The organism is Eubacterium sp. AF16-48 (genome assembly GCF_003479405.1).
GTDB classification, from domain to species: Bacteria; Bacillota; Clostridia; order Lachnospirales; family Lachnospiraceae; genus Eubacterium_G; species Eubacterium_G segne.
Genome location: NZ_QUHB01000004.1, coordinates 196,379 through 210,836 on the forward strand (window position 1 = coordinate 196,379; position 14,458 = coordinate 210,836).

Annotated in this window: 12 protein-coding genes; all 12 read left to right on the forward strand. The window is 36.5% G+C overall.

All coding sequences use genetic code 11. The annotated features are described in order from the left end of the window. A complete protein-coding gene (locus DWW68_RS06720) occupies positions 1-2,013 on the forward strand; it encodes a V-type ATP synthase subunit I (protein ID WP_118589785.1) in 2,013 nt (670 codons plus the stop codon). 2 nt (positions 2,014-2,015) lie between these two features. Continuing rightward, the gene (locus DWW68_RS06725) at positions 2,016-2,510 is read left to right on the forward strand and encodes a V-type ATP synthase subunit K (RefSeq protein ID WP_021951865.1); all 495 of its coding nucleotides are present in this window, start codon (positions 2,016-2,018) and stop codon (positions 2,508-2,510) included. Between the two features lie 40 nt (positions 2,511-2,550). Beyond that, entirely contained in the window at positions 2,551-3,153 is a 603-nt protein-coding gene (locus tag DWW68_RS06730) for a V-type ATP synthase subunit E (protein WP_118589784.1), read from the forward strand. A gap of 11 nt (positions 3,154-3,164) precedes the next feature. Next, positions 3,165-4,127, forward strand: coding sequence for a V-type ATPase subunit (locus tag DWW68_RS06735; protein WP_118589783.1), 963 nt, complete (start codon positions 3,165-3,167; stop codon positions 4,125-4,127). Continuing rightward, entirely contained in the window at positions 4,120-4,440 is a 321-nt protein-coding gene (locus DWW68_RS06740) for a V-type ATP synthase subunit F (protein ID WP_021951868.1), read from the forward strand. The genes DWW68_RS06735 and DWW68_RS06740 overlap by 8 nt, the downstream gene beginning before the upstream one ends. Positions 4,441-4,481: 41 nt before the next feature. Continuing rightward, entirely contained in the window at positions 4,482-6,254 is a 1,773-nt protein-coding gene (locus tag DWW68_RS06745; RefSeq protein WP_021951869.1) for a V-type ATP synthase subunit A, read from the forward strand. A gap of 1 nt (position 6,255) precedes the next feature. Next, the gene (locus DWW68_RS06750; protein ID WP_021951870.1) at positions 6,256-7,629 is read left to right on the forward strand and encodes a V-type ATP synthase subunit B; all 1,374 of its coding nucleotides are present in this window, start codon (positions 6,256-6,258) and stop codon (positions 7,627-7,629) included. 39 nt (positions 7,630-7,668) lie between these two features. Then, the gene (locus tag DWW68_RS06755) at positions 7,669-8,331 is read left to right on the forward strand and encodes a V-type ATP synthase subunit D (protein ID WP_021951871.1); all 663 of its coding nucleotides are present in this window, start codon (positions 7,669-7,671) and stop codon (positions 8,329-8,331) included. Between the two features lie 121 nt (positions 8,332-8,452). Then, entirely contained in the window at positions 8,453-9,442 is a 990-nt protein-coding gene (locus DWW68_RS06760; RefSeq protein WP_021951872.1) for a 2-hydroxyacid dehydrogenase, read from the forward strand. A gap of 240 nt (positions 9,443-9,682) precedes the next feature. Further along, positions 9,683-10,924, forward strand: a complete 1,242-nt coding sequence (locus tag DWW68_RS06765; RefSeq protein WP_118589782.1) for a glycoside hydrolase family 16 protein — start codon at positions 9,683-9,685, stop codon at positions 10,922-10,924. A gap of 141 nt (positions 10,925-11,065) precedes the next feature. After that, positions 11,066-12,958, forward strand: coding sequence for a tetratricopeptide repeat protein (locus DWW68_RS06770; RefSeq protein ID WP_021951874.1), 1,893 nt, complete (start codon positions 11,066-11,068; stop codon positions 12,956-12,958). Positions 12,959-12,969: 11 nt separating this feature from the next. Then, on the forward strand, positions 12,970-14,274 hold the full coding sequence (locus tag DWW68_RS06775; protein ID WP_118589781.1) for a transglutaminase domain-containing protein: 1,305 nt from the start codon (positions 12,970-12,972) through the stop codon (positions 14,272-14,274). Positions 14,275-14,458: the final 184 nt, after the last annotated feature.

Sequence of the window (14,458 nt, forward strand, 5' to 3'; positions counted from 1 at the left end):
ATGGCAGTTTTGCAAATGCAAAAAATTAATATATGCGCAATGAAAGCAAACCGGAAGAAAATTCTTGAGCTACTACAAAAACGTGGTTGTCTGGAGATAATTGAAAAGGATAAGGAAGATGAGGTTTTTACTAAAACCAATACGGCTACCCAGATTTCAATTTTTGAAAGGAATGTTTCTTTAGCTGAAAATGCCTTGGAAATTTTAGATATGTATGCACCTGAAAAGAAGTCAATGTTATCTTCTCTAGAGGGGAAGAAACAGATATCTGATTCGGAATATTTAAAGACAATTAGCGACCAACAGGAAATAATGTCTTTAGTGAACAGGATTATTCAGCAAAAGAAAAATCTTGATGAAAAGGAAAGTCAGATTGCAAAGTATCAGGATGAAATTAAGGCATTAAGCATATGGAAAAATCTTGATGTTCCAATGAATTATCAGGGAACAAAGGATACGGTGTTTATGTTAGGAAGTATCTTAGGAAGTTACACTCAGGAGATTTTAATTTCAGAAATTGAAAAAATAGAAGAGTTTCCAAAGGAAGTATATATTCAGGTAGTAGCTGCTGATAAATTCCAGACATACATTACCTGTATATGTATTAAGGACAAGACGGAAGAAACGGAGAAAGCGTTAAGGCAGCTGGGATTTACCAGGCCTCAGGTGGTGGCACATCACACGCCGGCTGTTTCAATTAAAAACAGAGGGAAGCGCATTGAAAATTTATACAGCGACATAGCTGAAATTAAGTCTGAACTTGCCCGGGAGGCATTAAGCAGACAGTCAATAGAAAGTGTTTCAGACTATTACACTGTAAGGGCTGATAAATACCGGGTTGTAGGAACCATTCTTCAGTCAAAGCACACGTTTTTTGTTAGTGGATTTATTCCGGTGAAAAAATCGGGAAAGTTAATTGAGGAGCTGGAAAAAAAGTTTGTTGTGGCTATTGATACGGAAGAGGTAGGGGAAGATGAAGATGTTCCCGTACTTCTTGAAAATAATAAGACTGCTGCGGCAGTGGAGGATGTGGTAACATCCTTCGGATATCCGGGCAAAAACGAAATCGACCCCACAGCCATTACGGCATTTTTCTATTATGTACTATTCGGTATTATGCTAAGTGATGCAGCCTATGGTTTAATAATATTTCTAGGTTGTCTGTTTGCACTAAAAAAATATCCGGGAATGTCACCAACCATGGAAAAGACTCTTAGAATGTTTAAAAACTGTGGAATTTCCACATTGGTATGGGGCATATTATTTGGCGGATATTTTGGAGATGCAATACAGGTTATTGCCAAAACTTTTTTTGACACCACAATAACCATTCCGGCATTATGGTTTGAACCTATAGAAAAGCCAATGGAAATGTTAATATACTGTATGATTTTCGGGATTATACATTTATTTACAGGACTGGCAATAAAGGGATACCAGCTGCTTAAGCAAAAGTATGTAATGGCATTTGTGTGTGACGTGGTTTTATGGTACGTGTTCTTAATAGGACTGATATTGCTATTAGTTCCAACATCATTATTTGCATCCCTTTCAGGAACAACAATAGTTTTTCCGGCAGGTATAAATATGCTGGCAAAGGTAATGGCATTAGGTGGAATGTTGGGAATACTTTTAATGGCAGGAAGAAGGGCAAAAAATCCTATAAAGAGACTGTTATTAGGAGCCTACAGCCTTTATGACACAACCAGCTGGCTCAGTGATTTGTTGTCATATTCAAGACTATTGGCATTAGGACTTGCCACAGGAGTAATTGCAAAGGTTATTAACACCATGGCAGCCATGGGAGGAAAAAGTATAGGCGGAGTTATACTTTTTATAGTGGTATTTGTATTTGGTCACACATTTAACCTGGCAATTAATCTTTTAGGTTCCTATGTTCACACCAACAGATTACAGTACGTTGAATTTTTTGGAAAGTTTTATGAAGGCGGAAGCAGAGAGTTTAAGCCTTTTAAGGAAAATACAAAATACATTAATGTAAAGGAGAATTAATTATGACATTTGGAGATTTTTTTGAAAATTTAGGATTATTTTATGCATTATTAGGTGCAGCTTTAGCAGTGTTAATGGCAGGTGCAGGTTCAGCCATTGGTGTAGGTATAGCAGGAAGAGCGGCGGCAGGAGTTATGACTGAAGACCCGTCAAAGTTTGCTAAGGTATTAGTTATGCAGTTACTTCCGGGTACTCAGGGACTTTACGGATTATTAATCGGTTTCGTTACATTATCAAAAATCGGAATCATTGGAGGAACTTCCGTACAGGTATCATCTCTTCAGGGACTTGAAATACTTGCGGCATGTCTTCCAATTGCAATTGTAGGTCTTATTTCTGCAAAGGCACAGGGAAAAACAGCAGCAGCAGGTATCGGAATTGTTGCAAGAAGACCTGAACAGTTTGCAAAGGCAATGTTATTCCCTGCAATGGTTGAAACATATGCTATTTTAGCACTTCTTATTTCATTCCTGGCAATTAACGGAATTTCATTGTAGGAGACGGTATTAAAGGAGATACGTTGAAAAGGAGAAGTGTATGAGTGGATTAGACAACATTGTGCAGGAAATTCATTCTCAGGCACAGAAGGAAGCAAACCGGATTTTAAATGAAGCTGAAGAATATTGCAACGAGTATATGGATGGTATAAAAGCTGACGTAGCAGTACAGGTAGAACAAATCAATAAAAAATCTTTAGCTGACAGAAAGTTATATGAGGAAAAAACAAAATCCGGTGGTGAATTTAGAAAAAGAAAAACCATACTTATGGCAAAACAGAGCTGCATTAATGAAGTAATTGAAAAAGCAGAAATGACTTTTTTAGAACTTGAAAGTGAAGAATACTTTAAACTAATGCTTGAATTATTTAAGGCTAATGTAACATGTGAAAAGGGGAAAATCCTGTTTAATGAAAAGGATTTAAGCCGGATGCCTCAATGGTTTAAGGATGAAATTAATCAGGCAGCAAAGGAAAAAGGCGGAGAAATTAAAATAAATGAAATGCCTGAAAACATTGATGGAGGATTTATTTTAACTTACGGTGATATTGAAGAAAACTGCACGGTAAAATCTCTGTTTATGGCAAATTCAGATAAGCTTAAAGATGTTGCCAATAAAGTATTATTTGGTACCGGAAATTAGGAGGTAATGCCATGGAAAAGGATTATACTTACGGTGTTGCCAGAATAAGGGCATTAGAGGGAAAGCTATTTTCTGATGATGATATGACGGCACTGTTGCAGTGTAGTGATTACAGTCAGTGCATTGCATTTCTAAAGTCCAAGGGCTGGGGAAATGGTGCAGATTCTTTAGAGAAAATGATTTCCATAGAAAAAAAGAATACATCTAAACTTATAAAAGAATTATCAGATGACAGTAATGAAATGGATATTCTTATGATAGGTGACGAGTATCATAACCTAAAGGCGGCAATTAAGCAGGTTTGTACAGACAGTAATAATGACAATATTTTCTATGAAGGAACTAAATTGTCTCCGGAGATTATTATGGAATCCATAAGGCAGGGAAAGTATCAGAAACTACCTGAAAATATGGAAAAGCCGGCTAAGGAAGCGGCAGATACATTGATTCAGACAGGAAGCGGACAGATATGCGATGTAATAATTGATAAGGCAGCTCTTGAGAAAATAAAGGAAATGGGAGAAAATTCCGAAAGTAAGTTAATTAGAAAATATGCCGATACGACAGTTACCATTGCTAATATAAAAATTGCAGTAAGATGTGCCGCCACAGGCAAAAACAGTGATTTTGTAAAAAAATGCGTTGTTAGCTGTGACGGAATAAGCATAAGGGATTTAGCAGCATCAGTAGATGGAGGCATGGAAGGTGTGTGTACTTATCTGGAAAGCACAGGGTTTAAAGATGGGGTAGATGCACTAAAGAAATCCATGTCAGTGTTTGAATGCTGGTGTGATAACAAAATTGTCCAATGTATTAAATCCGAAAAATACAATTCCTTTACTGTAGGCCCAATTATAGCCTATGCCATAGCAAAGGAAATGGAAATTAAGACCATAAAGATAATTTTAACATGTAAGTTAAATGGATTTGATAACGGGTTTATCAGAGAAAGAATGAGGGAAATGTATGTATAAGGTAGCAGTAATGGGTGATTATGACAGCATATACGGATTTAGTGCCTTAGGAGTTGATATATTTCCTTTAGATGACAAGGTTTTGGCAATAAAGGAACTTAGAAGGTTAGCTGATAATGAATATGCAATTATTTATATAACTGAATCATTAGCGGCAGAAATTTCCGAAGAAATAGACAGATACAGGGAAAGAGTAACCCCGGCAATTATTTTGATTCCCGGTGTACTTGGTAACACCGGAGAAGGTGTTTCAGGAGTCAAGAAATCAGTGGAACAGGCAATAGGCTCTGACATTGTATTTGGAAATAATTAGAAAATGTTGACAGGTAACCTGATGACAGGAAAGGAAGAAGCATGGAACATAGCAAGGGAATTATTAGAAAAGTAGCAGGACCTTTGGTAATTGCTGACGGAATGCGTGATGCTAACATGTTTGACGTGGTAAGGGTCAGCGATAAAAAATTAATAGGTGAAATAATAGAGATGCATGATGACCGGGCATCTATTCAGGTATATGAGGAAACGTCAGGACTTGGACCGGGAGAAGAGGTTGTATCCACCGGTGCACCAATGTCTGTTGAGTTAGGTCCGGGATTAATAGGCAGCATATATGATGGTATACAAAGACCTCTTGATGACATTATGAAGGTTTCCGGAAATCTTTTAAAGAGGGGAGTTCAGGTTCCGTCACTTAAAAGAGAATTAAAATGGGAATTTGTTCCTACGGCAAAGGTAGGAGATATGGTTGAGGCAGGAGATATTATTGGAACCGTACAGGAAACTGCCGTAGTTACACAGAAAATAATGGTTCCATATGGAATTAAGGGTGAAATCGTAAAAATAAACGGAGGAACCTACGATGTAACTGAAACCGTTGCAGTAATAAAAACTTCAGATGGTGAAAAGGAACTTACATTAATGCAGAAATGGCCGGTAAGAAAAGGCAGACCTTACAAGAGAAAGAAGGCACCTAATAAACCTCTTATTACAGGTCAGAGAGTTGTTGACACACTGTTTCCTATTGCAAGAGGTGGTGTGGCAGCAGTTCCGGGACCATTTGGAAGCGGAAAAACAGTTATACAGCATCAGCTTGCTAAGTGGGCTGAGGCAGATATTGTAGTATATATCGGCTGTGGCGAGCGTGGAAATGAAATGACGGATGTTTTAAATGAATTTCCGGAGTTAAAGGATCCTAAAACAGGACATTCCCTTATGGAAAGAACGGTTCTTATTGCCAACACATCAGATATGCCTGTAGCAGCCAGAGAGGCTTCCATATATACAGGTATAACCATTGCGGAATATTTCCGTGATATGGGATATTCAGTAGCCCTTATGGCTGATTCCACTTCAAGATGGGCAGAAGCCCTTCGTGAAATGTCCGGACGATTGGAAGAAATGCCTGGTGAAGAAGGATATCCGGCATATTTAGGTAGCCGTCTTGCCCAGTTTTATGAAAGGGCAGGGGATGTGGTTACCCTGGGAAAAGAAGGAAGAGACGGGGCATTATCAGTTATCGGTGCCGTATCACCTCCGGGAGGAGATATTTCAGAGCCGGTATCCCAGGCAACCCTTCGTATTGTAAAAGTATTCTGGGGTCTGGATTCTAATCTGGCATATAAGCGTCACTTCCCGGCAATAAACTGGCTTACAAGCTATTCCCTTTATGTAGACAGCATAGGTGGATGGTTTACGGAAAATGTTAATAAGAACTGGCTTACTTTAAGACAAAAGTTAATGAGTCTTTTACATGATGAGTCAGAACTGGATGAAATAGTAAAAATGGTAGGTATGGATGCATTATCTGCACCGGACAGACTAAAAATGGAAGCTGCCCGTTCTATTAGAGAGGATTATCTTCATCAAAATTCCTTCCACGAAGTAGACACATATACGTCTCTTAAGAAACAGGAGATGATGATGGAATTAGTAATTGGATTTTATGAGAAATCTAAGGAGGCATTGGACAATGGAGCAGATGTGGAAGCTCTGATAAAAATGCCTGTCCGTGAGGCAATCGGACGTTTTAAATATACTCATGAGGATGAGCTTGATAAAGAATTTGCAGAAATAAACGACAGACTGGATATTGAGATTGCCAATACTTTAAAGAAGGAGGAGTTCTAATATGCCAAAAGAGTACAGAACCATACAGGAAGTTGCCGGACCTCTTATGTTAGTAAGGGACGTTTCAGGAGTAACTTATGATGAATTAGGTGAAATAGAACTGGCAAATGGAGAGGTAAGACGATGCAAGGTTTTAGAGGTAAACGGAAGCAATGCATTAGTTCAGCTTTTTGAAGATTCAACAGGTATTAACCTTTCAAACAGTAAGGTAAGATTTTTAGGACGAAGCATGGAACTTGGAGTGTCAATGGACATGTTAGGAAGAGTATTTGATGGTCTTGGAAATCCCATAGATGACGGTCCGGATATTTTACCTGATGAAAGAAAGGATATTAATGGTATTGCCATGAATCCGGCAGCAAGAAATTATCCTTCAGAATTTATTCAGACAGGAATATCTGCCATTGACGGCTTAAATACATTAGTAAGGGGACAGAAGCTTCCTATATTTTCCGCATCAGGTCTTCCTCATGCCAATTTGGCAGCTCAGATTGCAAAACAGGCAAAGGTAGTAGGAACAGATGAGCCTTTTGCAGTAGTTTTTGCAGCAGTGGGAATTACCTTTGAGGAATCAGACTTTTTTGTCAACAGCTTTAAGGAAACAGGAGCCATTGACAGAACTGTAATGTTTATGAACCTTGCCAATGACCCGGCAGTTGAACGTATTGCCACCCCTAGAATGGCACTTACAGCAGCAGAATATCTTGCCTTTGAAAAGGGAATGCATGTACTGGTAATTATTACTGATATTACTAACTATGCAGATGCCCTTCGTGAGGTATCTGCAGCAAGAAAGGAAGTCCCTGGAAGAAGAGGTTATCCGGGATACATGTACACTGACCTTGCCACACTTTATGAGCGTGCAGGCCGTCAGAGAGGAAAAGACGGAAGTATAACCATGATTCCTATTCTTACAATGCCTGAGGATGACAAAACCCATCCTATTCCTGACCTTACAGGATATATAACGGAAGGACAGATTATTTTAAGCCGTGAATTATATAGAAAGGGAATTACACCACCTATTGATGTATTGCCTTCACTTTCACGATTAAAGGATAAAGGTATAGGTGAAGGAAAAACAAGAGCTGACCACAGTAATGTAATGAATCAGCTGTTTTCTGCCTATGCAAGAGGTAAGGATGCCAAGGAACTTATGACAATTTTAGGTGAGGCAGCGTTGTCTGATATTGACCTTATTTATGCTAAGTTTGCAGATGAATTTGAGAAGGAATATGTTTCCCAGGGATATGATACAGACAGATCCATAGAGGAGACAATGAATGTAGGCTGGAAACTTTTGTCAATGCTTCCAAAATCAGAATTAAAGCGTATTGACGAAAAATACCTTGATAAATACTATATTAGCAAGTAGGACATATAACGGATTTGTTAATGAAAGGTGGGAAGTTTTATGGCATCTACACGTGTAAATCCAACGAGAATGGAGCTTACAAGGCAAAAAAAGAAGCTTATGTCTGCCACAAGAGGACATAAACTGTTAAAGGATAAACGTGACGAGTTAGTAAGACAGTTTATGGATATGATAAAGGAAAATATGAGGCTCAGACTTAAAGTTGAAGAGGGACTTAAAAGGGCAAACAGGGAGTTTGCCGTGGCCAGGGCAGGAATGAGTGAAGAGGTTTTAAACACAGCCCTTATGGCTAATAATAAGTCGTTGGAAATAAAGCAGGATTACAAAAATATAATGAGTGTTGACATTCCACAATTTTGTGCTAAAACTGAAATTGGCGGAAGGGATATATATTCTTATGGATATGCTTTCACTGCCGGGGATTTAGATGATGCAGTATACTCATTGTCTAATGTTTTTTCTGATATGATAAAGCTTGCTGAAATAGAAAAATCATGTCAGCTTATGGCATCGGAAATAGAAAAAACAAGACGAAGGGTAAATGCATTAGAACATGTAATAATTCCTCAGGCTTTGGACAATATAAAATATATAACCATGAAATTAGATGAAAATGAGAGAAGTACCCAGATTCGTTTAATGAAGGTTAAGGATATGATGTTAGAAGAAGCAGTGGAAGCCAGACGGAAAGAGGATATGTAAGTATCTATATGAATATTATGTAACAATTAATGGCGGAGCTTTTGCTTCGCTATTTTGTGTTTTCTGATATCTATAAAACTTCCATATGGTATGTTATGTTTTAAAAGGAGGTAATAAATACATGAAAATTTTATTTTATGACACAAAAAAATATGACAGGGAATCCTTTGATAAAATAATCCCTGAATATAAGGACATTCAAATAGAGTATGCAGAGGAAGATATAAGTGAAAGAACTGCAAAATATGCAAAAGGATATGATGCCATATGTGCTTTTGTAAGTTCTGATGTAAGTGAAAAAGTATTAAAAATATTGAAAGAATGTGGCGTAAAGTTAGTTCTTATGCGTTGCGCGGGATACAATAACGTGGATGTAGGGGCTGCAAAAAAATATGGAATTACGGTGTTAAGAGTTCCGGGATATTCACCGGAAGCTGTGGCAGAGCATGCCATGGCATTAGCCCTTGCCAGTAACAGACATATTCACAAGGCATATATTAAGGTCAGGGAAAATAATTTTAGCCTTGTGGGACTTACGGGAATTAATTTTTATGGAAAAATAGCAGGAATAATTGGAACAGGAAAAATCGGAGCGGCAATGTGTCGTATTTGCAGAGGATTTGGAATGAAGGTTATGGCATATGATATTTACAAAAATCCGGATTTGAATTTTGTGGAATATACGGATTTAGATACAGTATTAGAAAAAAGCGACTTAATTTCCCTACATTGTCCACTGACAGATGATTCTTATCATATGATAAATAAAAAGACTATTAAAAAAATGAAGGACAACGTGGTCTTAGTAAATACATCAAGGGGGGCTTTAATTGATACTCAGGATTTGATACAGGGAATAAGGGAGCACAAATTTCACAGTGTAGGTCTTGATGTATATGAAGAGGAAACTAAGAATGTTTTTGAAAATAGGGAAGATGATATATTAGAGACATCCATAACATCAAGACTTTTGTCGTTTCCAAATGTAATAGTTACTTCTCATCAGGCATTTTTAACAGAAGAGGCACTAGAGGCAATAAGCTACACAACTTTAGAGAATGCCAAATCTTTTGAAATGGGAAATCTTATTGAAAACAATGTGGTGAAGTAATGTTAAGCTGTTTAGGGATTAGAGAAATTGGCTGGCAATGAAGTAATCCGGATATCAGAGGTGGCAAAATTTTGTTCTGCTTACATCATAAACGAACACAGACACCGGTGCCATAAAAGGTGTAAAAATTTTATAATTGGTTAGCATATTTTAGACACTGTTGAGAATAAAAACGTTATTGTGTAATATGAAAGTGAACATAAAAAGGTTTTCATTTATTATACAATGGAGGTTTAACATATGAGAAAGGCATTAGCAGTTATAGCTACAATGGTGGGAATTTTGGCAGCAAGCACCGGTGTAAGTGCTTCATATAATCAGGACACACTTACTATTGATCCAAGTGACATGAAGTTAATATGGTCGGATGAGTTTGAAGGAGATGCACTTAATACAAACAACTGGACTTATGAAATTGGAAATGGAAACTGGGGTTGGGGAAACAACGAACAGGAATATTATACAAGTTCCACAGATAATGTATATGTAAACAACGGAACTTTAAAAATATCTGCAAGAAAGCAGTCTGTAGGTGGAAAAAATTACACCTCGGGACGTATTAAAACAGCAGGAAAAGTGGAAGTGGGAAACGGCTACGTTGTAGCAAAAATCAAACTTCCTTCAGCAAAAGGTATATGGCCGGCATTCTGGATGTTAGGAACTAACGGACAGACATGGCCTATGTGTGGTGAAATTGACATAATGGAATCCATAAATACCAACCAGTTCCCATATGCAACAATGCATTGGACAACAGTGGCAGCACCTACAAAGGATCATTATGAAAGTAAGTTCCCGACAGCATACGGTTTCCCGAATTTTGATAAAACCCAGTGGCATACATACGGCGTTTACAGAACTGACGACAAAATAAGAGTATTCTATGATAATCAATTAATAGGTTCTTATACATATGTAGCCGGAATGGAAGAATTAAAAGATAATTACTATATGTTATTAAATGTGGCAGTAGGAGGAAATTTAACTTCTAATCAATTGCCTGCAACATCAGCACTTCCGGCAACAATGGAAGTAGACTATGTAAGATATTACAGAGACAAGACAGCTCAGGATATTGCTGACGAAAAAGAGCAGGCAGCTAAGGAAGAAGCAGCAAAGAAGGCTGCTGCAGCTAAAGCAGAAGCAGCAAAGAAGGCTGCTGCAGCTAAAGCAGAGGCGGAAAAGAAAGCAAAGGCGAAACCGGCAAGGGCTACAGTTAAATCCATGAAAAATGTAAAGGGAAGAAAAGTAAGCCTTACCATTAAGAAGATAAAAGATTCCAAGGGATATCAAATCAGATATTGCGACAATAAAAGATTTCAGGGCTATATACAAAAAAATACTACAAAAACAAAGTATACGTTAAAGAGACTTGAAAAGAAAAGTACCTGCTATGTTAAGGTAAGAGCATATAAGGTATATAAAGGCAAAAAGATATATGGAAGCTGGTCAAAGGTTAAGCATGTAAAAATTAAAAAATAAATTATTTTAAAATCTCATACAAATTTTTATACACCCTAAGTGTTGGAGCAGATATCAACATTTGGGGTGTATTATTTTGTCAAATGTGATACAATAACCATTGATACTATAATCTTAAAAATATTATTATTGGAGACTAATATGGAAGAAAAGATGAATGAAAATATTATAGAAGATACTGCAAATCAGCAGGAAAATAGTGCGGAAGCTTTAAGTAATTCAGAAAACATAAATAATTCGGAAACGAACGACAATAAAGTTTCACAGTCTGAAGGCTTAAAGCGTTATGAAAAAATATTAGATTTAAAAGAGAATTTATGGACATACGGAAGTCCTGTTTTGTTTGAAACAGGAGAGCTTGAGCGTGATACCGTAAGCAATAAGAACAGACTTACCCTTAAGTTTACCAATATTTATGAAAAGACAATCAGGGATTTAAATATAACTGTATATGCCAGTGATAATGAGGGCAATGCAGAAGAAATTCAGCATAAGTATGGAGCTTTAGGACTTAAGTATTTAGAATCAAAGGGCAAAGCTGCAAAGATAACTGTTTCAAATGAAGCAGCAGAGAAATTTGTAATAAAAATAGACAGTGTTGTTTTTGAAGACGGAACAGTATGGAATAAAAAAGAGGCAATATGTGAATCGGTAGGGGTACTTGATGATGTGGAAGTGTTTGCAAAGGCAAAGCTTAAGGACTATGAAGACAGCTATATTTCAGCAACGGAGGATGTTGAAAAGGACGATTCAGCAAGCATTGCCAATGGAATAGAGATATTTAAGAGAATTTACTGGTATATGAATACAGCAGAGTTGCTTAATGATGCCAAAAGAAAATATGCCATAGTAAAGCAGAATGAGGAAAGAAAGCAAAACAGTGAAAGCAGACGTGTAAACAGAAAAAAGGCGGTTCGTAAGAGATATATTACGGCAGCAATTATAATTGTGATTATAGCAGGATTAGCAGCAGTGGCTGTTATGACTTACTTTATTCCTAATAAGAAATATACGGCAGCTAAAAAGTTAATTAACAATAAGAATTATGAAGAGGCTATAAATTCCTTTAATGAACTTAACGGTTTCTTAAAAAGTGAGGAATATTTAGCCCAAGCATATTATAATCTGGGATTAAATCAGTTAGATAGTGAAGATGAAAATAAGGCAACTGAGTATTTCAAAAAAGGGTATAATTCTGACAAAAACAGCAGATATGGAAAAATGTGCGGAGCATTTTTAGATTATTATGCAGGTGCCACGGCATTGCAAAGTGAAGAATATGATAAGGCAATGGATTTATTTAAGTCAAGCAGCAATGCGGCAGCAGATATGAATCTGGTTAATAGGGCAAGTGCCGGGATGGCAGAAATTTATTACCTCAAAAAAGATTATGAAACAGCATGGAACACAATTAAAAATGTGTATGCAAAGGATAAATCTTACGAAACAGAGTACGGGACATATGGATATGGCTATGCTAAAGCTTTAGTAGATAAGGGCGATACAAAAAACGGCATGGAAATATACAATAGTGTATCTAAGTATACCAAGTCAGAGAACCTTAATGAAAGTGTTTATAAGCAGGCTGTAAAATTAGGAGAACAGGGAAAAATTTCTGAGGCAATGAAACTCCTTGAAACAATTAAGAAGAGCTACAAAAAAGCAGGAACACTTTATAGTAAAATGAGCAGCTTTAACAGTAAGGTTAAATACTGGGTAGGCACATGGAAACATACGGGAAAAGTCAATGGAGAAAAGAAGATATATAAGATATATATTTCACAGGTTCTCTACAAGGACGAAATGTGTCTTAGAATTATAGATAAGAATAATGACTATCTGGGATTTGATACAGTTATAAGTACCAAAAATAAGGTAGATTCAATATTAATTGGAACTTATCAGCTGAAATTCAGATTAAGAGCTAATCATAATCAGAGGTTCACATATACTTTAAAGGGCGGAAAGAAGATGGTAAGACAGCTTAAATATAACGGAGAAAAATTTAGTACCCGTTATGGAAAAATAAAATAACAGGAGTTTAAATGAAAATAAAAATTAAAAGAATAATATGTCTTATTATTGCTACTGTCATATTATGTTCTCCAATGGAGAATGTAACATGGTGTAACAATAACGTTTATGCTGACACAATTAGCAGGAATGCGATTGATGAGATTTCCACTATGAAAACAAGGGAAAAATTAATCCTTGTTGAAAGAAGAGAAAGACTGTATTCAGGAAACAGGAAAACCTCTTCATATAAGTCAGTTGTTGAAGCAGCTACAGGTTATAGAAAACAGCTGTTAAATCATCAGTATGAAGTAAACGCATATGTTAAATCAACGAATGCTGTTCCGGCAGAAGTGTTTGATGAACTGGAGAGTCAGGCATTTAAAGTCACATCAAAGGGTGACGAAGGGGATTACATGTATTGGGATATAGACAGGGAATACCCTTCCTATACACGTTATACAAGAAAAGAAAAAAAGAAAATCTACTATTATTATCACTTCAGGACTGAAGTATGGTATCTCACTACTTTAGAGCAAAAAAAGCAGGTAGATGCCAAGGTGAAAGAAATTATAAGCCAATTGGAAATTACAGAAGAAACTACAGACTATGAAGTAATTAAAATGGTATATGATTATGTGTGTGAACACGTAAAATATTCTGATAGCACAGTTGATGAAATCGTATATACATCGTGGTCAGCCTTGTTTAGGGGAAATGCAGTATGTCAGGGATATGCCCAGCTGATGTACAGGATACTTAAGGAATTGGGAATATCTGTAAGAGTTATTGCAGGTTTTGGAAGTCGTAATGTGCGCCATGGCTGGAATATTGTAAAGCTTGGAGATTACTATTACAATCTTGATTCAACCTGGGACGCTGAACTAATACAAAATGGAATAAAATATCGTTACTTTTTAAAAGGAGATAATTTTAATAAACATACCCGCTTAGAAGAGTACAAGACTATGGAGTTTTACAATGTTTATCCCATGGCTCAAAATGAGTATAATGTTGAACCTTTGGGATATTCACTTAAAACCCGGTCGGCCTTTTTTGCCGTCAAAAAAGCAAAATTTAAGAAAGTGGCAAGGAAAAAGGTTACTTTTGTTGCAGTTACCGGGGCTAAGGGATACCAGATTCAGTATGCAACAGATAAGAAATTTAAAAAAGGAAAAAAAACAGCAGTAACGTCGAAAGTATATTTTAAGCCGAAAAATTTAAAAAAGAAAAAGAAATATTATGTACGTTTTAGGGCATATAAGATAATTAATGAAAATAAGGTTTACACCAACTGGTCATCAGTGAAGGAGGTAAAGAGATACGTATGTCGATGATACTAGTGGAAAGACCGGGAAGAAATATAGTTGGATTTGCAAAAATGGTTAAAAAAATATGTTTATTTTATGATAAAATAGATTTAAAGGTTCTATAGGAGTTTGTTTGATACTCGGCTATTATACTTTCAGATAACTAAAAAAATATAAAAATGATACTTTTATAAAAAAAAACACCTAATCG

Coding starts and splice junctions, on each gene's coding strand:
- DWW68_RS06725 (WP_021951865.1), top strand. CDS start 2,016: ATGACATTTGGAGATTTTTTTGAAAATTTAGGATTATTTTATGCATTA.
- DWW68_RS06765 (WP_118589782.1), top strand. CDS start 9,683: ATGAGAAAGGCATTAGCAGTTATAGCTACAATGGTGGGAATTTTGGCA.
- DWW68_RS06750 (WP_021951870.1), top strand. CDS start 6,256: ATGCCAAAAGAGTACAGAACCATACAGGAAGTTGCCGGACCTCTTATG.
- DWW68_RS06770 (WP_021951874.1), top strand. CDS start 11,066: ATGGAAGAAAAGATGAATGAAAATATTATAGAAGATACTGCAAATCAG.
- DWW68_RS06735 (WP_118589783.1), top strand. CDS start 3,165: ATGGAAAAGGATTATACTTACGGTGTTGCCAGAATAAGGGCATTAGAG.
- DWW68_RS06760 (WP_021951872.1), top strand. CDS start 8,453: ATGAAAATTTTATTTTATGACACAAAAAAATATGACAGGGAATCCTTT.
- DWW68_RS06740 (WP_021951868.1), top strand. CDS start 4,120: ATGTATAAGGTAGCAGTAATGGGTGATTATGACAGCATATACGGATTT.
- DWW68_RS06720 (WP_118589785.1), top strand. CDS start 1: ATGGCAGTTTTGCAAATGCAAAAAATTAATATATGCGCAATGAAAGCA.
- DWW68_RS06745 (WP_021951869.1), top strand. CDS start 4,482: ATGGAACATAGCAAGGGAATTATTAGAAAAGTAGCAGGACCTTTGGTA.
- DWW68_RS06775 (WP_118589781.1), top strand. CDS start 12,970: ATGAAAATAAAAATTAAAAGAATAATATGTCTTATTATTGCTACTGTC.
- DWW68_RS06755 (WP_021951871.1), top strand. CDS start 7,669: ATGGCATCTACACGTGTAAATCCAACGAGAATGGAGCTTACAAGGCAA.
- DWW68_RS06730 (WP_118589784.1), top strand. CDS start 2,551: ATGAGTGGATTAGACAACATTGTGCAGGAAATTCATTCTCAGGCACAG.